The sequence below is a fragment of the Lacticaseibacillus absianus genome (assembly GCF_013407595.1).
GTDB classification, from domain to species: domain Bacteria; phylum Bacillota; class Bacilli; order Lactobacillales; family Lactobacillaceae; genus Lacticaseibacillus; species Lacticaseibacillus absianus.
Window position 1 is genome coordinate 737976 of the sequence record NZ_JABEKX010000001.1, and the last position, 17613, is coordinate 755588.

Annotated in this window: 19 protein-coding genes; 9 read left to right on the top strand and 10 right to left on the bottom strand. The window is 63.9% G+C overall.

The window, feature by feature from the left end; translation table 11 throughout:
- Positions 1-1004: 1004 nt before the first annotated feature.
- Positions 1005-1994, bottom strand: coding sequence for a hypothetical protein (locus HII33_RS02985; RefSeq protein ID WP_179394311.1), 990 nt, complete (start codon positions 1992-1994; stop codon positions 1005-1007).
- A gap of 1 nt (position 1995) precedes the next feature.
- Positions 1996-2325, bottom strand: a complete 330-nt coding sequence (locus HII33_RS02990; RefSeq protein WP_179394312.1) for a PadR family transcriptional regulator — start codon at positions 2323-2325, stop codon at positions 1996-1998.
- 149 nt (positions 2326-2474) lie between these two features.
- Here HII33_RS02990 and HII33_RS02995 point away from each other — a divergent pair, with 149 nt between their 5' ends.
- Positions 2475-3029 carry a GNAT family N-acetyltransferase gene (locus HII33_RS02995; protein ID WP_179394313.1) on the top strand — a complete coding sequence of 185 codons (555 nt, stop codon included), beginning with the start codon at positions 2475-2477 and terminating at the stop codon, positions 3027-3029.
- An 88-nt stretch (positions 3030-3117) separates the two neighbouring features.
- On the opposite strand, the gene HII33_RS03000 is transcribed toward HII33_RS02995, so the two are convergent.
- Positions 3118-3507 (bottom strand): hypothetical protein, encoded by a 390-nt coding sequence (locus tag HII33_RS03000; protein WP_179394314.1) that lies wholly within the window; start codon positions 3505-3507, stop codon positions 3118-3120.
- A 149-nt stretch (positions 3508-3656) separates the two neighbouring features.
- Positions 3657-4199 carry an NADPH-dependent FMN reductase gene (locus tag HII33_RS03005; protein WP_179394315.1) on the bottom strand — a complete coding sequence of 181 codons (543 nt, stop codon included), beginning with the start codon at positions 4197-4199 and terminating at the stop codon, positions 3657-3659.
- 115 nt (positions 4200-4314) lie between these two features.
- Between HII33_RS03005 and HII33_RS03010 the strand changes: the two genes are divergently transcribed.
- Positions 4315-5163: an alpha/beta hydrolase family protein gene (locus HII33_RS03010; RefSeq protein ID WP_179394316.1), complete on the top strand. Its 849-nt coding sequence runs from the start codon at positions 4315-4317 to the stop codon at positions 5161-5163.
- A 17-nt stretch (positions 5164-5180) separates the two neighbouring features.
- On the opposite strand, the gene HII33_RS03015 is transcribed toward HII33_RS03010, so the two are convergent.
- From HII33_RS03015 to rsgA, 3 genes are all read right to left on the bottom strand, one after another.
- Complete coding sequence (locus HII33_RS03015) at positions 5181-5582, bottom strand: hypothetical protein (protein ID WP_179394317.1); 402 nt, start codon at positions 5580-5582, stop codon at positions 5181-5183.
- A 236-nt stretch (positions 5583-5818) separates the two neighbouring features.
- Positions 5819-7438: an ABC transporter ATP-binding protein gene (locus tag HII33_RS03020; RefSeq protein WP_179394318.1), complete on the bottom strand. Its 1620-nt coding sequence runs from the start codon at positions 7436-7438 to the stop codon at positions 5819-5821.
- Positions 7431-8426, bottom strand: a complete 996-nt coding sequence (gene rsgA, locus HII33_RS03025; protein ID WP_179394319.1) for a ribosome small subunit-dependent GTPase A — start codon at positions 8424-8426, stop codon at positions 7431-7433. The genes HII33_RS03020 and rsgA overlap by 8 nt, the downstream gene beginning before the upstream one ends.
- Before the next feature lie 377 nt (positions 8427-8803).
- Between rsgA and HII33_RS03030 the strand changes: the two genes are divergently transcribed.
- From HII33_RS03030 to HII33_RS03040, 3 genes are all read left to right on the top strand, one after another.
- Positions 8804-9070 carry an ACT domain-containing protein gene (locus tag HII33_RS03030; protein ID WP_179394320.1) on the top strand — a complete coding sequence of 89 codons (267 nt, stop codon included), beginning with the start codon at positions 8804-8806 and terminating at the stop codon, positions 9068-9070.
- Between the two features lie 9 nt (positions 9071-9079).
- Positions 9080-10423, top strand: a complete 1344-nt coding sequence (locus HII33_RS03035) for a PFL family protein (protein WP_179394321.1) — start codon at positions 9080-9082, stop codon at positions 10421-10423.
- A gap of 81 nt (positions 10424-10504) precedes the next feature.
- Positions 10505-11569, top strand: a complete 1065-nt coding sequence (locus HII33_RS03040; RefSeq protein ID WP_179394322.1) for a competence protein CoiA — start codon at positions 10505-10507, stop codon at positions 11567-11569.
- On the opposite strand, the gene ald is transcribed toward HII33_RS03040, so the two are convergent.
- The 3 genes from ald to HII33_RS03055 all read right to left on the bottom strand — a co-directional run bounded on the left by ald (position 11531) and on the right by HII33_RS03055 (position 14048).
- Entirely contained in the window at positions 11531-12640 is a 1110-nt protein-coding gene (gene ald, locus HII33_RS03045) for an alanine dehydrogenase (protein WP_179394693.1), read from the bottom strand. The two genes, HII33_RS03040 and ald, sit on opposite strands and share 39 nt — an antisense overlap.
- 130 nt (positions 12641-12770) lie before the next feature.
- Positions 12771-13379, bottom strand: coding sequence for a DsbA family protein (locus HII33_RS03050; protein WP_179394323.1), 609 nt, complete (start codon positions 13377-13379; stop codon positions 12771-12773).
- A 93-nt stretch (positions 13380-13472) separates the two neighbouring features.
- On the bottom strand, positions 13473-14048 hold the full coding sequence (locus HII33_RS03055) for a CYTH domain-containing protein (protein WP_179394324.1): 576 nt from the start codon (positions 14046-14048) through the stop codon (positions 13473-13475).
- A gap of 167 nt (positions 14049-14215) precedes the next feature.
- Between HII33_RS03055 and yjbM the strand changes: the two genes are divergently transcribed.
- From yjbM to HII33_RS03075, 4 genes are read left to right on the top strand one after another with little or no spacing between them, the layout of a single operon-like run.
- Positions 14216-14878, top strand: a complete 663-nt coding sequence (gene yjbM, locus HII33_RS03060; RefSeq protein WP_179394325.1) for a GTP diphosphokinase — start codon at positions 14216-14218, stop codon at positions 14876-14878.
- Position 14879: 1 nt separating this feature from the next.
- A complete protein-coding gene (locus HII33_RS03065) occupies positions 14880-15680 on the top strand; it encodes an NAD kinase (RefSeq protein ID WP_179394326.1) in 801 nt (266 codons plus the stop codon).
- Positions 15677-16603, top strand: coding sequence for an RluA family pseudouridine synthase (locus tag HII33_RS03070; protein ID WP_179394327.1), 927 nt, complete (start codon positions 15677-15679; stop codon positions 16601-16603). The genes HII33_RS03065 and HII33_RS03070 overlap by 4 nt, the downstream gene beginning before the upstream one ends.
- Positions 16604-17473: a DegV family protein gene (locus HII33_RS03075; RefSeq protein WP_179394328.1), complete on the top strand. Its 870-nt coding sequence runs from the start codon at positions 16604-16606 to the stop codon at positions 17471-17473.
- Positions 17474-17613: the final 140 nt, after the last annotated feature.

A 17613-nucleotide genomic window follows, 5' to 3' on the forward strand; every position in this document is an offset into this window, starting at 1 on the left:
AGGCTTCACCTGGGGATTTGTTTACTGCTTTCTGATCGTTGTCGAGCTCCGGACACGCCGTGCGCGTTACGGCCTGACATGCGGTAGAAAGGCAACCTGTCGCCCTAAGTTCGACTCCGCTGCGCTCTGGTTCGTCGAGCTGCGAAGCGCATGCGGGTTGGGCTAAGTCGGCCCAACGCAAGGCCACGCCTGGGGCCTTATCATTTTGGGGTGCTTGCTTACTGCTTCCCGATCGTCGTCGAGCTCTGCAAGGCCAACGCGGGCGCGTCTAGCTACGCCCACGAGTCCTCCGCTCTGGTTCGTCGAGCTGCGAAGCGCATGTGGGTGCGGTCCAAGACGTCCAAACGCAAGGCCACGCCCGGGGCCTTATCATTTTGGGGTGCTTGCTTACTGCTTCCCGACCGTCGTCGAGCTCTGCAAGGCCAACGCGGGCGCGTCTAGCTACGCCGGACACCTTGGACCCAGGAGCGGTCCAAGGCGCCCGGCTAGGCTAGCCGTCCCGCTAAGGGCGGCCTTGCGCCGCTCTGGTTCCAGACACACCAAAGCCGCCCTCAGGGCACCTGAGGACGCCTTTGGCTGACTTACCGCGGCGGTCCCGCGGGGCCTCACCGGGGCCTTGAGTCTCTCGGCTTACCGGTGGGGTGGTGGCACCGTGCAGTCTGTGCCACCGCCTGATTGTCCCGCCAAGTTCAGACGACTTGGCGTGGCCGCTTGCGACGCTGCGATCACCACCGTCTTGCCTTGTGCCCGGTGGTGTCATCCGACTTCGACCATCTAACGTGAGCATACTCATCACGCCTCACTGTATCGATACTCTGGGTCGAGCCTACTGAGGACGCGATGCCCCTGGATGATTTCGGCTACCCGTTGGTGAACGATCGCGTTGCGCTGACGCGATCACCAGGCGAGCTCCCCATGAAGTACCTGCAGTCTACTGCGGACCAACTTTTTTGGCAAACAAAACGACTCGCGCGTCCGATCGGCGGCGCGAGTCGTTGGGGTGGTCAGCGTTTGGTGCGGCCGAACAGTGGCTTTTCGAACAGCCCGCCGACGATCAGAAGGAACCAGGCGAAGGTCCACTCGCCGCCGAGGAAGCCGAAGAGCAAGAAGCCGGTGATCAAACAGGGCCAGTAGAAGGCGCGCCAACCGTCGTACCGCACTTTGTCGCGGCGCGGCTTGGCCGTCACCGTGGTGGGTTTGGTGTAGGGCGGGGCTGCCTGCGGACGTGGGGCCGGCGGGTCGAACAGGGTGTCGACGAATACCGATGGCTGCCGGGTCAGGCGCTGGAAACCGCCGGCGACGATGCTCGTGTAGACGATGTAGTAGACGCCGATCGCGACGAATAGGAATAGGCCACCGGCGCCGATTGCGCCCTCGAACGCGCCGGTGTTCGCCGCGATTGGCGGCACGACGCTGAGGATGCACATCATGATCCCGCCGACGAGCCCGATGGTGCGCGGTCGGCTGTAGGCGTCGGCTTGCCCGGCTGCGCGCGCCCGGATGGCCGGGGTGGACGCGAGGGCGCGCATGGCGCGGCTGACGGTGCGGTAGCCCATCGATGTGGCGATGATCAGACCGATCCCCAGTGCCACCGGCGCGATGAAGCCGAGTGCCGCCAGTGCCCCGCTGTCGATGGATAATGTGGCGGCCACACCAGGTGCAGCGATCACTAAGGCGATCCCGAGCCCGAGCAGGCGAGCAAAGCGCTCGGTGCCGGCCCAGTAGCCGTCAACGTCGTCGTCGGTCATCTCGGGGCGATCGTTCGGTTCGGTGTCTGGGATCGGATCGACGTCCAGCGCGGCGAGCAGCTCATCGATGTCGCCGAACTCGCCGATCACTAACCCCAGCGCGGTGGCCTCGCTGTGCCCCTTGGCCAGTTCTTCATGGTAGTGGTCGGTCATCAGGTCCAAGAGGTCCTGTTTGGCCTTGGCGGTGCTCGGCGTTTGCGGCACCGCCGCGAACAACCCGTTGAGATAGGTCTCCAAAGTTTCCATACTACGCTTCCTCCGTCAAAAAGCGGTCTACGACTTGCTGCACCTGGCGCCACTCCGCCGTTTTGGTGGCCAAAAAGGCGCGGCCTGCAGTCGTCAGGTGATAATAGGTGCGTGGGCGCCCGTACGTGATCTCACCGGGGTAGGCGGTGATGTAGCCGGCCTTGGTCAGCCGAGTGAAGGCCGAATACAGGGTCGTCTCGCGGATCACATACAGGTCATCCGTCCGCGCCCGGATCGCCCGGCCGATCTGGTAGCCGTAAGAGTCACCGTCTTGCAGCACCGCCAGGATGATCGCATCGTTGTAGCCGCGGATCCCGTCGCTTGAGATCATGTTATCACCTCCGGCTGTCTCGTTAAGGCTATCATAGCATGATTACTCCGACAGATGAAGTAGTCCCTGAGACCGATTTTTGAGCCGGTCACTGCTTGCACCAAGGCACGGACTAGCGTACACTAACGCCAATATCTGGAGGTGGTTGGATGTTCATGTATCCGGTGGATGACGAGATCGCGCTGGCCCTGCCGCGCCCAGCAGTCGATGGCCCGGCGCTGTTTGCCTTGGTGGCAGCGGACCGTGAGGGGATCGGGCGCTTCTTGCCGTGGGCGCGCGCGCTGACGGACGCCGCGGCGGAACAGGCCTTTTTGACGCTGATGCTCGAGCAGTTCGGGGCCGGACGCTCGGCGAACTTGTTGGTGTACGCGGCGGGGGCGCCGGTGGGCATGATCAGCTTCAACGGCTACGATGAAGACGGTTTGAGCGCGGACATCGGCTACTGGCTCGGGGCGGCCTACCGCGGGCGCGGGATCATGACGCGCGCGGTGGCAGCGATGTGCACGCTCGGCTTCACAGACTACGGGCGCAATAAGCTCGTGATCCGTGCGGCGGTGGATAATGCGGCCAGCAATGGCGTCGCGGCGCGCGCCGGCTTCCACCTCGACGGGACACTGCGTGACGGGGTCCGGCTGGCCGACGGGTTCCACGACGAGAATGAGTGGTCGCTGTTGCGACGTGAGTGGGCGGCAGCGCGAGGCTGAGCCCCCCAAGCGTGCGGTGTCTGCTTTGGGACAACTAAAAAACCGGGGGCCGCTGGCACCCGGTTTTTGGTGTCGATTCAGTGATGCGCTAGTCGCGCCCAAAGCAGCCGGCGATGCAAAGCTGTAGGTCGATCACTGCCGCACTTATCCACGGACTGACGGATTGTGCCAGGATCAGGACAAGGACACCGAGGGCCAAGGCGGCGAGGCGCGCGACGATAGTCGGTCGCCCCGCCTTGGGATCAAGTCGGCGCGTTGGCTCGGCGGGTGATCGCGGGCTGGCGCCGAATGCGAACAGTGTACTGACGAGACCGATCACGGCCGCGATCACCAATAGAACTGAGCCCCACATGAGGCCGGCACCACTGGTGAAGGTCCAATCACTGTTCAAGCACACCGTGACGAGAAGGGTCGCCGCGAGTAGGAATCTCCGGGCGCGATAGAACGAAGGGTTAAACACTGCTGTCAGTCGAACCATGCTGTCATCTCTTTGTTGCGATCAGGACCAGTCCTGTCCGCTCGAACGCGCTGCACCTGGCGGTAAGACTCGGTGTCAGTCTAACCCCGCGCTTGACGCGCGTCATCCGGCTTGAGCCCGATGCGCACGATTGGATCGGCCGGTGAGCGTCAGGCGCGCTCGAGGAACTCGAGGTAATTGGCGATGCAGGTGTCGAGGAAGGCGGCGGTGCCGAGGTCAACGAGCTGCCCGTGAACGTCGAACTTCTGGCCCGCCCGGCCCATCAAAAATTCGTTGCCGGGCAGGACCTGTGCACCGATCCCGGGGGCATCGAGGATCTGGCGCAGATGAGTTTGCGCCCGTACGGTCCCCATCGGCCCCAGCGAGGCCCCGATGACCATCACGCGCTTGTCTTCCAGGGGGTGCTCGATGCGTGAACACCAGTCCAGCGCGTTCTTGAGCACGGCTGGGACGCTGTGATTGTGCTCGGGCGTGGCGACGATCACGCCGTCCGCAGCCGTGATCGCGGTGCGAAAGGCGGTGACCACGGCGGGTGGGTGCGCCTCCGCGTCTTGTGAAAACAGCGGGAGCGTGCCGGTTTCCAGCAGCGTGAGCGCGAAGCGATCGCGGTAGCGCCGCTGGATGTACTGCAGCAGCTTGCGGTTCATGGAGCCGGAATAGTTGTTTCCGATAATACCGACCAGGTGTCGCATACTGGGGCCTCTTTTCCGGGTAAGATAGTCCCCATTGTGCCGGGCAAACGGCGTTTTGGCAAGCTGGACGCTCGAGCAGGTATACTAGGATCAGACCCGTTCAGGAGGCGAGCAGATGGACACCCGTTTATACTACGATACCACGCGCCGCGACCGACCATTGGCGACCGCACTGTGGTGGCCGGACCCGCGGGTCTGGCCGGCGCCACACCCGCTGATCTTGCTGTCGCACGGGACCGGTGGCGACCGCTTCGGTCAAGCGTGGCTGGCGACCGCGCTGTGCGCGGCGGGCTACGCCGTCGCGGCGCCAGATCACGATGGGAACAGCACGACCACGGCGCGGCCTGCGGGCTTCGTGCGCTACTGGGACCGACCGCTCGACCTGTCTGTTTTGCTGGATCACCTGCTGGCCGAGTTCGGCCCGCGCCTGGATGCCCAGCGGATCGGGGCCGCCGGGTTTTCATTCGGCGGTTACACGGTGCTTGCGCTGGCCGGGGCCGCCGCGGACTGGGGGCAACTGCTCGCGGCCGCGCGTACGCCGGTGGGGGCGCGGGAGTTCACGATCCCCGAGCTGGGCGACCTGCGCCCGTTGCTGACTGAGATCGACCCGGCGACGATCCCGGCTGACCTACAGGACCCCCGGATCAAGGCGGTCGCCGCGCTGGCCCCGGCGATGGGACTGGCCTTCACCGCCCCGCGGCAACTGGCGGCGGTGACAGTCCCGACGCTGATCATCGGTGCCACCCACGACGCGGTCGCGCCGGTGGCGACCAATGCGCGGCATTACCACGCACTGCTGCCGCGCGCGACTTATGTCGAGCTGGCGGCGGGGCATTACACTTTTTTGCCGGTGCGGTCGGGGCCGGTACCGTATTTCGTCGATCCCGCCGGCGTCTCGCGCGAGGCGGTGCACCAGGCGGTCGCGGTGCGAGTGGTGGCGTTTTTTGACCAGTCGTTGCGGTAGGAAGTCGTCACGGCGCGTTACTTGCGCCCCATGAATTTGCTCTGAGCGCTGGATAGGGTATCGCCCAGAATGTGATCGCTCGCGCCACGGGCACTGTAATCAGCGGGGGTCGCGCCGTGGGGGTGCTTGTAATAACCCGTTGTCAGCTCGGACAAGATCACCGTGACCCCCGCGAGCAAGACCAGCCCCAAGCCGATGAACATAAAAAGTATGTTCAGGATGGTGAGCGCAAAACAGACAATCGTGAAAACCAGCTCGACCCAGAGCATGACCAAGTCGACGCGCCGTCTTTTGAGCCACTTCCGATCAGATGCCGATAGGGCCGCCGGCGACGTGAGCGTGCGGGTGAGCAGACGGGTGGTCTCGTCAACAGACCGTCCGGGTGCGGGTTTTAGGGCGTTGGTCGACGTCCGTTTCATGGATGCTCACCTCGTTCTTTCAATATTGATCTGCGTTCCGCGCGTTAAGTTAGGGTCATTATCGCGCAGATGCGAGGACTTGTCATGCGTTGTGTGTCGTTGAGTCAAGTGAAGCGGTGGTTGGATAAAAAACAGCCTCCATTTGAAGTGGAGGCTACTTTTTGGCGTGAACCGGTTCAGTTAGCGGGTGTCCGGCAAGCCGACCGGAATGGCGGCCGCGAGTGCGACCCGGCCCCTCACGTCAGTTGCACCACGCCGTCGAGCTGCGCTTCGAGCGCCGGCGTCAGGTGGTGGGTGACCATGATCACGGTGGTGTCGGGTAACGCCAGCAGGACCGCGTTGATCGCGGCGGCGCTGGCGCGGTCGAGGTTGGCCGTCGCCTCATCCAGCAGCAAGACGCTCGGGTCGCGGAGCAGCGCCCGGGCCAACACGATGCGCTGTTTTTGCCCGCCGGAGAGGTTGGTCGCACCGAAGCTCAGTTGCGTCGCCAGCCCGTCCGGCCAAGTGGCGACCAGTGTGTCGAGGCCGACTTGGCGCAACACGGCGGCGAGTCGCGCCGGCGGCACGGAGCGGCCAAGGGTCAGGTTATCCTCGAGGCTCGTGTTGAACAGTAGCGGTGTCTGGTCGACGACGGCCAGCTGCGTGTGCAGAGACGTCGGCGCCAGCGCTGCCAGTGGCACCCCATCGTAAGTGAGCGTGCCGTGATCGGGCTGACGCATGCCGGCCAGGAAGCTGAGCAGCGTCGATTTGCCGCTGCCACTTGATCCGACGATCGCATAGTGGCCACCGGCCTTGAAGGTCGCGGCGAAGTGCTGCATCACGGGTTCCGTCGCGCCGGGGTAGGTGAAGCCGAGGTCGCTGACGGTTAGGGCGATGCGCAGCGGGGCGGCGGGCTGGCCCGTCTCAGGGGCACCCACCGGCACGGCCTGGAACTTGGCGAACAGAGGGGCCGTGGTCTTGATCTCCGCCACGTTGGCGGCGAGCCCCGTCAGGCTGGAGAACATCGTGCCGGCCAGCTGTTGGGCGGTGACAAAAACGCCCAGCGGCACCTGATGATGGAGGAACAGCCACCCGCTGAGGGCCAGCACGCTCAGCGAGCAGAGGAAGCTGGCCCCGTTGGTCACGGCGAACATGCGCCCGGTGGCCTGGGCGTACTCGACCCGCCGGTGGCGCAGGTGGGCCGAGGCGCTGGCCGCCGCGTCGTGCATTCGCGTGGTCCGGTTCAGGAGAAAGAGCTGGTCGAACCCGTTGAGCACGTCGGCGAGCAGGGTGGTCAGGGCTTCGCTCGCCCGTGATGCAGCGAGGTTAGTGGCGTTCATCGGCGGGGTCAGTGGTCGCGGCACCAGTAGCATCACCCCGGTCAGCGCCAAGCCGGCCAGCGCCAAGAGGTAGTGGTAATGCCACAGCGTCAAGGTCGCGAGCCCGACGTCAAGCACCTGCGACAAGGCCATCCAGAAGTTGCCGAAGCCCAGCTCGCCGATCGTGTTCAAGTCGTTGGTCAGCCACGAGAGGTAGGTCGGGACGGGTTGTTGGTGAAAATCCCGCGGGGTGGTCTGCCCTAACCGCTGGGTGATGGCGGTGCGCAGGTCCTGGGCCATCTGCTCATTAGCCCGGGTTTGGCTGACCTGGCGGCCGTAGATCATCATCGCAAACCCGACCAAGACGAGCAGGGTGATCCCGATCCAGGTCCAGAAGCCAGTGGCCTGCCGGCGACCGAGCGCCGTCAGCACATTGCCGGTGGTGACGGTGTACAAGACGTTCATGGCGCTGCCCAGCGTGACCCAAAAAGACGCGATGAGCGACAGACGCCAATGACGGCGCAGGAGTTGTGTCAGGGACCAAGGCTGCTCACCCATTGCGCCGCCTCCCTTCAGATCGCACTGCTCGTCGGCCAGCGGCCTGGCGGGCTTGTCGTTGGGCGCGCGCCTCACGCTGGCTGGCGGTCGCGAGCGTGGCGGCGAAGCGCTGATAGGCGGTCCAGGTCGAGGTATCCAGAGTCCCGGCCTCTAAGGCCGCTGCGACCGCACAGCCGGGTTCGCCGGCGTGCTGGCAGTTGCGGAACTTGCACTGTGCAGCCAGCGCGAGGATCGGCGCGAACTGGTCCGTCAAACCGGTTGCGGCGGTGTCGAGGCCGACCGCGCGCAGGCCCGGGGTATCGATCACCAGCGCCCCGTTCGGCAACGCGAACGCTTGGCGGCTGGCAGTCGCGTGGCGCCCATGGCTGTCGTCTTCGCGGATCGTAGCGGTTTGGAGCGAGCGGCCGACCAGTGCCGCCAGCAGGGTGGACTTGCCGACCCCGGACGAGCCGATGAAGGCCAGCACCGCCGTTGGGGTCAAAAGCGGGGCCAGGCGCGTCGCCGGCGCCTGCGATCGATCGGTGGTGACAATAGGCGCGTCGGCGAACACTGCGTGCACTTGGGCCTGCAGATCAGCACGCACGTCGGCGCTGACGAGGTCGGTCTTGCTGATCAAGAATACGGGTTGCGCCCCGCTGGCGACTGCCAGGGTGTGGAAGCGGCGCAGGCGGTTGAGGTTGAAGTCGTGATTGGCACTGGTGACGATCACGATGTGGGTGAGGTTGGCGGCGATTCCTTGCTGCTGGGTGGTGTAGCGGCCTGAATCGCGCGCCAGGAAGGTGGTGCGCGGCAGCAGGGTGTCGATGAGATAGGTCCCATCAGGCGTTAGTTGGCCGCCAACGCGGTCGCCGACGACCAGCGTGGCGTGGGTCTGGTGCAGGTGGTGGCGCAGTTTGCCCCGCAGAGTGGCGGGGTACAGCCGGTGGTCATGCTGCACTTGGTACTGATCTTGCCCTTGAAACATCAGGCGATCTTCGGATTCTGTCAAATTGGAGTCCTCCTCTGGCCGCAAAGCGACCTTTGCGCGTCGTGACAATAGCGAAGCGCCGTCCCTCATGCGGCGACGCCTCGGTTTTGGGCACAAAAAAACAAGCCAGGGGCGGCTTGTTAGTGTCGGATCACGAACGATCGCTTTGGGTCAGAGCACACCCAGAGGGGTCTGTGATGCACGCAGCAAGCCGCACAGATCAGTTGCCGTACGCCGTGGTTGCTTTAAGTATGCAAGCATAAGAACCCCTCCTTTCGATAGACCGAGTGGACGATCACGTTGGTTGAAGCATACAGGGGATCGGCACAAAAGGCAAGAACAATCCGGACATTTTTTGATATAATGACGCTAATCAAACGCGAAAGCAGGAAATCCACATGCAAGTGATCATTACCGTTATCGGCACCGACAAGGTCGGCATCATCGCGGCCGTTACCACGCGCCTCGCCGAGCTCGAGGTCAACATCCTCGACGTGTCTCAGACCATCATGCAAGGCGCCTTCACCATGATGCTCCTCGCCCAGCTGCCGGCAGGCGGAGATTTCACCGCAACTAAGGCCGACTTGACCCAGCTGGGGGAGACGATCGGCGTGGACATCAAGATCGCGCGTCAAGAGATCTTCGACGCCATGCACAAGCTGTAAGGAGGCCCCATGGAAACTCAACAGATCAAAGAGACCATCGAGATGATCAGCACCGAGAACCTCGACATCCGCACGATCACGATGGGGATCTCGCTGCTCGATTGCATCACCGGTGACATGAAGACGACCGCGGAGAAGGTCTACGCCAAGATCACAACGAAAGCGCGCGACCTCGTGCCGGTGGCAACGGCGATCAGCAACGAGTACGGCTTGCCGATCGTGAACAAGCGCATCTCAGTCACGCCGGTCGCGATGCTCGCAGGAGCCGACCCGCACCCCGATTTTCTCTTGCTGGCCCAAGCGCTGGATGATGCGGCCAAGGCCGTGGGCGTCGACCTGATCGGCGGCTACTCCGCCACGGTCCAAAACGGGAGCACCCCGGCGGACCTGGCGCTGATGACCAGTATCCCGGCGGCCTTGGCCCAGACGGACCGCGTCTGCGCCTCGGTCAACGTTGGGAGCACGCGCAGCGGCCTGAACATGGACGCGATCAAGCTGATGGGGCAGGTGGTCAAAGACGTCGCAGCGATCAAGGCGGCCAACGCGATGAAGCTGGTCGTGTTCGCCAACGCAGTGGAGGACAACCCGTTCATGGCCGGTGCGTTTTGGGGTGTGTCTGAAGGCGATGTCGCGATCAACACCGGCGTCTCGGGGCCTGGCGTGGTCCAACGCGCGATCGCCGCGCAGCCGCACGCATCCTTCGAGACGATCTGCGAGACAATCAAGCAGACGGCGTTCAAGGTCTCGCGCATGGGCCAGTTCGTCGGCAAGGTCGCCGCGGACCGCCTGAACGTGCCGTTCAATATTGTCGACCTCTCCCTGGCCCCGACCCCGGCACCCGGCGATTCCGTCGCTGAGATCCTCGAGACCCTTGGCTTGAGCCACGTCGGCACCCCGGGTACCACCGCCGCGTTGGCGCTGCTTAATGACGCGGTCAAAAAAGGGGGCATCATGGCGGTCGAGCGGGTCGGCGGCCTGTCCGGGGCCTTCATCCCGGTCTCCGAAGACGCGCAGATGATCGCGGCGGCGGCTGCCGGCCACATCACGCTGGAGAAGCTGGAGGCGATGACTGCGGTCTGCTCCGTCGGGCTGGACATGGTCGCCGTGCCTGGTGACACCTCTGCGAGCACGATCAGCGGTATGATCGCCGATGAGGCCGCGATCGGGATGATCAACAACAAGACCACCGCCGTTCGCGTGATCCCGGTGCCGGGCAAAGGCGTCGGCGACGAGATCGAGTTCGGTGGGCTGTTCGGCACCGCGCCGATCATGCCGGTCAACCAAGGCGATGCGTCGGTCTTCATCGACCGCGGTGGCCGCATCCCAGCGCCGATCCACAGTTTCAAGAACTGACGCTCGGCATGCCGAAGACCGCCATCCCGCGAAGGGGTCGGCGGTCTTTTTGGCGTAATCTCCGACAAAGGGGATGGTGAGATGTTTGTGGCGCAAACGGCAACAGGCCAGCTGGTGACCTTGCGCAACCACGCGCAGGCCCGGCAACTGACTGGTGCGTTCGTCTGTCCGGCGTGTGGTGCACCGGTCGGGGTGCGCAACGGCCCGGTGATGCCGGCGCATTTTTACCACCGCGGGCCGGCGTGTGCAGCCAGCGAACCGGAGAGTGCCGAGCACCTCAACGGCAAGCTGTGGCTGCTCGACTATGGGGTGCGCCGCGGGTGGGCCGGCACACTGGAGCAGGTCTACCCAACGATCAAGCAGCGCGCGGATGTCGTGTGGTGGCCCGCGGGGCGGCCGCTGGTGGTCGAGTTTCAGTGCAGCCCAATCAGCGTGACGCGGCTGGCCACGCGGACAGCGGGGTACCACCGCCTCGGGCTCCCGGTGGTCTGGGTGCTCGGTCGGCGCTACTTTGCGGCATTGCCTCAGGCCAAACAAGCGAAGTTCCTGCAGCACAGCCGCGCCCACGGCTGGCACCTGTGGTTCCTTGACGTCGCGGTGGGGCGGCTGGTGCTTTGGCAGCTCGATACGCTCGGTCTAGCGATCCACTGGTACTGGGCGAGCGGGTCGCGGGCGCTGCATCGCCCGTTCCCGGACGCCCCCCGCCGGCAGGCTCAGGCGGTCCAGCGGGCGCTCATGCACCGTGACCGCCGGGCGATGCTGCTACAGCAGGCGTGTGCGGCAGCCGGCCGGAACCTGGCCGGCTGTCCCTGGATCGTGCACACCCAATTAACGCACTTGCCGGGGGTGGCGGTTCCAGAGTGGCAGCTGCGCACGCGGTGGCTGCTCGCCTTTCAGGCGCACCCCACGCTAACGACCGCGGCCGAGTCCGCGTTTTGGCGTCAGTTCGAGGGGCAACTGACGCCGCTGGTGGACTCGGCCGCGGTGTTGGCGGTGGTGCAAGCGCGTTGGCTTGCGGTGCTGGCAGCGGCCGGGCTGCTCAGCCGGACGACCACGGGGTGGCGGTGGCGGCAGGCACCACAGTGGTACCCGACGCTTGACGCGAAACTAGAGGCGGGTGCTGAGGGCGTGGTACGGCAGCTCTAGGCTGTCGGCCACGGCCTGTTCCGTCAGGAGCCCAGCGTAGGTGTTGACCCCGGTGAACAGGGTGCGGTCGACTTTCACCGCTTCCGTGAACCCGAGCCGCCCGAGCGTGGCCGCATACGGAATGGTCACCGCTGTCAGCGCGTCTGTCGCGGTGCGCGGGACGGCGCCTGGGATGTTGGCGACCGCGTAGTGGATCACGCCATCGACGGTGTAGGTCGGATCGGCGAAGGTCGTCGCGTGGGTGGTGGTCTCGAAGATCCCGCCTTGGTCGATCGGGATGTCGACGACCACGGACCCCGGCGCCATGCTGGCGATCATCGTGCGGGTCACCAGCTTCGGCGCCACGGCGCCTGGGATCAGGACGGCGCCGATCACGAGGTCGGCTCGTGCGACCGAAAGCGTCAGGTTCTGGTGGTCGGAGAACAGCGTCTGCACCTTGCCTTCGAACTCATCATCGATCTTTGCCAGCGTCTTTGGGTCGATGTCCAGCACGGTCACCTGGGCGCCCATGCCAAGCGCGATCTTGGCCGCGTTGAGGCCGACCACGCCGCCACCGATGATGACGACCTGACACTTGGCGACGCCAGGGACGCTGCCGAGCAGGACGACTTTGCCCCCGAATTGGGTCTGGAGGAACTGGCTGCCCAGGGTGACCGCCATGCGCCCGGCGACCTGGCTCATCGGGGTCAGTGCCGGCAAGCTACCGTCTGCGCCGACCATCGTTTCGTAGCCGATCGCCGTCACCTGGTGGGCCAACAGGGCCTCGGTCAGCGGCTTGTTCGCCGCTAAGTGCAAGTAGGTGTAGAGGATCAGGCCGGGGCGGAAGTACTGGTATTCACTGGCCAGTGGTTCTTTGACCTTGATCACCATGTCTTTGGCCCAGGCCGTCGGGGCGTCGACCATCGTTGCCCCGGCATCGATGAAGTCTTGGTCCGGGTAGCCGGCGGCGATGCCGGCCCCGTGCTCGACGAACACGGCCTGACCGGCGTGCACTAAGTTGATCACGCCAGCTGGGGTGATCGCCACGCGGTTCTCATTGTTCTTGATCTCTTTGGGGATCCCAATTTCCATCATCAATCAACTCCTTTAAAGACATCATACGGGGAATGCAGGGGTCAGGACAACTGATACGCCTCGGACACTATCTGTGGGCAACCCAAAAAACGGGCCTAAGCTTGGCTTAGGCCCGTTTGCCTGCTCGTCACCGCACGCGTAGGCGCTGCTTATTCCCGTAGGCGGGGTTGGTCAGCAGGCGAACGCAGACGGTCTTGAACATCTGGTAGCTGGACAGGTGCTCGATGCGCACTGCCGGGTTCTCGGGGTGATCGACGTTGATCAAAACGGCGCTGGGCACCTCGGTGACCCCCATCTCGTAGGCGATCCCTTGATCGGAGGAGAGGCAGTGTGCCATCGCCTCGCGGGCGCGATCATCCTGGAAGGCTTCGCGGTCGAGTCCGGAGGCCGCCAGACACTGGGCGGCAAACGAGGCGTCGTAACGGTGGGGATCGGCGTCGAGCATGGCCTGCTCCGCCATCAGCAAGGCGCGCGCTTTTTTGTTGCCCTGAAACTGGGCGGCCTTGTAGTCAAGCGACAGCTGGTAGGCGGTCTCGAATAGGCGGTTACGCATCGCAAGGTCCTTGCAGTCCATGGCGGTTTCTTGCATGTATTGATCGATCACCTGAAAGTTCACGACCGGAATGAAGTGAAGGGTGATCTTCGCTTTGAGCTCACTGACGAGCCGGTATACCGCCGTTTCGGCTTGACGACATCGTCGACTGATCGGGTTGACGAATAAAAAGAGTTCTAGCATGGACGGCTCCTCCTGTGGGTTTTGACGCCATATACGGTTTCGATACCTTAACTTTACCAGAATTTTACAAAGCCGCAATCGAAACGCTTGTGATTATTTCACGTTTTGAGCGGCTCGCGCGACCTTATTGCGCGGCGGGGTAGGGTCTAGCTGGAATCGCGCGATCAACTGCGCAAAGAATGGTTTCGCCCGTGCCGCATCGGTGAACTCGAGTTCGAGCTCTCGGTCTCTGGTTCGATTAGCGTAGCATGTTTCGTCCAGCGTGAGCAAACCTTCTGCCTGCTGACACAGCCGGCGGGTGGTGGTCGCCTGAGCAAACGGGGCGAGCTGGGCCCAATCGACCCCGCGTGCGGTCAGGGCGCGCGCGACGAGCCCATCGGCTTGCAGGCGTCCGGCGGCCGTCAGTGCTCGGGCGGTGGCGACCGAGAGCGGGTCAGTGAGCTCGGTCAGCACGCGGTCACCGGCGGCCGGGACCTTGAGCGTCTGCTCGGCATGGGTGGCGAACTGACGGATACGCAGCCCGAGGCCCTGCTGGCGTAGCGCCTGGTCGGGCGTATCATAGTAGGTGTTCGTCTGGGTGAAAGGGGCCGAAAAGGGGTAGGCGGCCGCGATGGCATCGGCCTGGCTTTGCGTCAGCATTACTTTGACCTCTTGTTCTTGACTGATCATGAACGTTCCTCCTCAGCTTGAGTACGAGCGATGCGACCGCAACAAGGCGGGTCTGGTGCTTCCAGTATAACCCGAGGCCCTTGTTTTGGCTGAATATATGGTAAACTAATAGCGGAAACGAGTTTCGCGCCCGGCGATCACCGCGGGCGCCATTGGGAGGCCATCGCATGCAACGAGACTGGGACACTTTTTTAATGCCGTATCAGCAGGCGGTCAAGGAGCTGAAGATCAAGTTCCGCGGAATGCGGATGCAGTTCCTGCAAGCCAGCACACACTCGCCGATCGAGATCGTCACCGGCCGGGTCAAACCGGTGGATTCGATCATCGAAAAGCAGTCTCGTCGCTACATCACCGATGACCTGCTCGAACAAGATATGCAAGACATCGCGGGTCTGCGGGTCCAGTGCCAGTTCGTGGAGGATATCTACGAGGTCGTCCGCCTGATCCACCAGCGCAAGGACATGAAGGTGGTCGAGGAGCGCGACTATGTCACCAACGTCAAGCCCAGCGGCTACCGGAGCTACCACATGGTGATCGAGTACCCCGTGCAGATGGTGCACGGGGAGAAGCGGCTCTTGGCGGAGATCCAGGTGCGCACGATGTCGATGAACTTCTGGGCGACGATCGAGCACAGCCTGAACTACAAGTATCAAGGCGAATTCCCGACGGCGCTCAAGGAGCGGTTGAAGCGGGCGGCCGAGGCGTCGTTCATGCTCGACGAAGAGATGTCGGAGATCCGCGAAGAGATCCAAGAGGCGCAGCAGCTGTTTTCGTATGGCAAAGGCCAAAACGTCCCCAGCCTGAACGCCCCGGACAAGAAGGATGACTAGTATGCGTATCGCAATCGTGGCCAACAGCGGCGTCAAGTCGCGCGCGGCCGAAACCAAACTGAAGCAGGCACTGGTAGCGGCTAAGTTCCCGCTGGATGAAGCGCGCCCGGACGTCGTGATCACCATCGGTGGGGACGGGACGCTTCTATCGGCGTTTCACCGCTACGCCAGCCAGCTCAACCGGGTGCGCTTCATCGGGGTGCACACCGGCCACCTCGGGTTCTACACCGACTGGCGCGACTACGAGATCGACGCGCTGGTCGAAGCGTTGCGCAACGACTCGGGCGAGAGTGTCTCGTATCCGCTGCTGGACATCTTGGCGGACTACGAGGACGGGACCACGTCGCATTACCTGGCCCTGAACGAGGCGACGCTCAAGCGGACCAGCGGCACGATGCGCACGGATGTGTACATCAAGGAGAACTTCTTCGAGAGCTTCCGCGGCGACGGCCTGTGTGTCGCGACGCCGACGGGTTCGACCGCGTATTCCAAGAGTAACGGCGGGGCGGTGATCCATCCGCGGCTGGACGCGATGCAGGTGACCGAGATCGCGTCGATCAATAACCGCGTCTTCCGCACACTGGCCGCGCCGATGATCCTGGCGCCGGATGAGTGGGTCATTTTACGCCCGGAGCCGTTCCAAGACTACGTGATGTCGATCGATCAGTTCACGATCACGCCGCAACTGGTCACGGCGATCCGGTTTCGTATCGCCGATGAGCGGATCCACTTTGCCCGCTACCGGCACATGCACTTCTGGGACCGGGTGGAGGACGCCTTCATCGGCGCGAAGCAGGAATGAGATTCGAGTGGACATATGAAGGCCCGCCGCTGAAGTTGCAGAACTTCCTGCAGCGCCAGGGCCTGTCGCGGGCGCAACTCAAAAAGCTCAAGTTTCACGGCGGTTTTGTGTTTGTGAATCGACGCCAACGCAACACCGCCTTTCGTTTGCAGTCCGGGGATCAGGTGCTGTTGCAGCTGGCGCCGGAAGTGCCTGTGGATACCGTGGTGCCGTACCGCGCGCCGCTGGCGGTCGTCTACGAAGACGATTACCTGCTGGTGGTGAACAAGCCCGCTGGGGTCGCCTCGATCCCTGACGCGGCCAAAGGCAACGATAGCATGGCCAACATCGTCAAAGCCTACCTGCAGGACACGCACGCCGAAAGCGCGGCGATCCACGTGGTGACCCGGCTGGACCGCGACACCAGTGGGTTGATGCTCTTCGCCAAGCACGGCTTCGTGCACAGCCTGCTGGACCGCCAGCTCCACTCTGACGACCTGGCCAAGCAGTACCTGGCGATTTTGACCAACTCGCAGCCACTGCCGCCGCACGGTTGGGTGGTGCTGCGGATCGGCCGCACCGCCGAGTTTTACATGAAGCGCGGCGTCACGCCGACGGGTAAGCGCTCGGTGACCGAATACCAACTGGTGGCGCAATCACCGCAAGCGGCGCTGGCGCGCGTGACGCTACACACCGGGCGCACCCACCAGATCCGGGTGCACTTGGCTGCGCTGGGCCACCCGCTGTATGGGGATGACCTCTATGGTGGACCAATGGTCGGTATCGCGCGTCAGGCGCTACACTGCGCGAGCCTGCGCTTCTGGCACCCGCTGTTGCACCGTGACATTCACCTGCGCGCACCGCTCCCTGAAGATATGGTATCCTTAGGGCGCAAGGTCGGCCTCGACCGTGCCGTCAATGAAGAAGAGAAAGAAGTGGGATAGATGTATCAACTGTTAACCGATTCCGCCTGCGATCTGCCGCTCGCCACACTCACCGAAAAGGACGTCGGCATCGTGTCGTTCCACTTCGAAGTCGAAGGGCAGGCACTGATCGATGACCTCGGGGCCACCTACGACATCGAGACGTTCTACGCGCGGATCAAGGCCGGCGTGATGCCGAACACGGCACAGATCAATGTCGGGGAGTACGTCGAGTTTTTCCGCCCCTATGTGGCGGCCGGCACACCGATCGCCTACGTCGGCTTCTCCAGTGGTCTCAGCGGGTCCTTCTCCAGCGCGACGCAGGCCAAGGCGATGCTCTTGGAGGAGTATCCAGACGCCGAGATCCGCGTGATCGACACCCTGGCGGCCAGCGCTGGGGAAGGGCGCCTGGTGCTGGAGGCGATCCGCTTGCGCGACGCCGGGGCGAGCCTGGATGAGCTGGAGCAGTGGCTAGTCGCCAACCGCTTGCGCCTGCAGCAGTGGTTCACCGTCGACAGCCTAGACTACCTGTACCACGGCGGCCGGGTCTCCCGCACTGCCGCAACGCTGGGGACGCTGCTGAACATCAAGCCGCTGTTGGACGTCGACCCTGCCGGTAAGCTGCGCATGGTCGGCAAAGTCCGGGCGCGCAAGAAGGCGCTGCTGGCCCTGGCTGACAAGCTCTTGGCCGCGCTGGCCAGTGACCCGCAGCAGCCGCTGTTGATCGCGACCAGCGGCGACTGGGACGCCGCCAACATCGTCCGTGATCACATCCTGGCCCAAGCCCCGGACGCCCAGATCCAGGTCGGCCCGATCGGCTTGACCATCGCCAGTCACACCGGATTCGGCTGTGTCGCTGCCTTTGTGATGGGCGCCGCGGACCGACAATGAGCCATTCGGGGGTGTACCATCACCTCTCGTGGCACGACGATTCCGGACCGTGACGTGCGATCACGCAACGCCCGTGCTTCCGTCCGGCGATGCCGGACTCCGCAGTAAGTGCTGGTGCTTCCGTCCGGCGATGCCGAAGG

Coding starts and splice junctions, on each gene's coding strand:
- HII33_RS03075 (WP_179394328.1), top strand. CDS start 16,604: ATGTATCAACTGTTAACCGATTCCGCCTGCGATCTGCCGCTCGCCACA.
- HII33_RS03000 (WP_179394314.1), bottom strand. CDS start 3,507: ATGGTTCGACTGACAGCAGTGTTTAACCCTTCGTTCTATCGCGCCCGG.
- HII33_RS03020 (WP_179394318.1), bottom strand. CDS start 7,438: ATGGGTGAGCAGCCTTGGTCCCTGACACAACTCCTGCGCCGTCATTGG.
- HII33_RS03050 (WP_179394323.1), bottom strand. CDS start 13,379: ATGCTAGAACTCTTTTTATTCGTCAACCCGATCAGTCGACGATGTCGT.
- HII33_RS03035 (WP_179394321.1), top strand. CDS start 9,080: ATGGAAACTCAACAGATCAAAGAGACCATCGAGATGATCAGCACCGAG.
- HII33_RS03055 (WP_179394324.1), bottom strand. CDS start 14,048: ATGATCAGTCAAGAACAAGAGGTCAAAGTAATGCTGACGCAAAGCCAG.
- yjbM (WP_179394325.1), top strand. CDS start 14,216: ATGCAACGAGACTGGGACACTTTTTTAATGCCGTATCAGCAGGCGGTC.
- HII33_RS02990 (WP_179394312.1), bottom strand. CDS start 2,325: ATGATCTCAAGCGACGGGATCCGCGGCTACAACGATGCGATCATCCTG.
- ald (WP_179394693.1), bottom strand. CDS start 12,640: ATGGAAATTGGGATCCCCAAAGAGATCAAGAACAATGAGAACCGCGTG.
- HII33_RS03030 (WP_179394320.1), top strand. CDS start 8,804: ATGCAAGTGATCATTACCGTTATCGGCACCGACAAGGTCGGCATCATC.
- HII33_RS03065 (WP_179394326.1), top strand. CDS start 14,880: ATGCGTATCGCAATCGTGGCCAACAGCGGCGTCAAGTCGCGCGCGGCC.
- HII33_RS02995 (WP_179394313.1), top strand. CDS start 2,475: ATGTTCATGTATCCGGTGGATGACGAGATCGCGCTGGCCCTGCCGCGC.
- HII33_RS03015 (WP_179394317.1), bottom strand. CDS start 5,582: ATGAAACGGACGTCGACCAACGCCCTAAAACCCGCACCCGGACGGTCT.
- HII33_RS03070 (WP_179394327.1), top strand. CDS start 15,677: ATGAGATTCGAGTGGACATATGAAGGCCCGCCGCTGAAGTTGCAGAAC.
- HII33_RS03005 (WP_179394315.1), bottom strand. CDS start 4,199: ATGCGACACCTGGTCGGTATTATCGGAAACAACTATTCCGGCTCCATG.
- HII33_RS02985 (WP_179394311.1), bottom strand. CDS start 1,994: ATGGAAACTTTGGAGACCTATCTCAACGGGTTGTTCGCGGCGGTGCCG.
- HII33_RS03010 (WP_179394316.1), top strand. CDS start 4,315: ATGGACACCCGTTTATACTACGATACCACGCGCCGCGACCGACCATTG.
- HII33_RS03040 (WP_179394322.1), top strand. CDS start 10,505: ATGTTTGTGGCGCAAACGGCAACAGGCCAGCTGGTGACCTTGCGCAAC.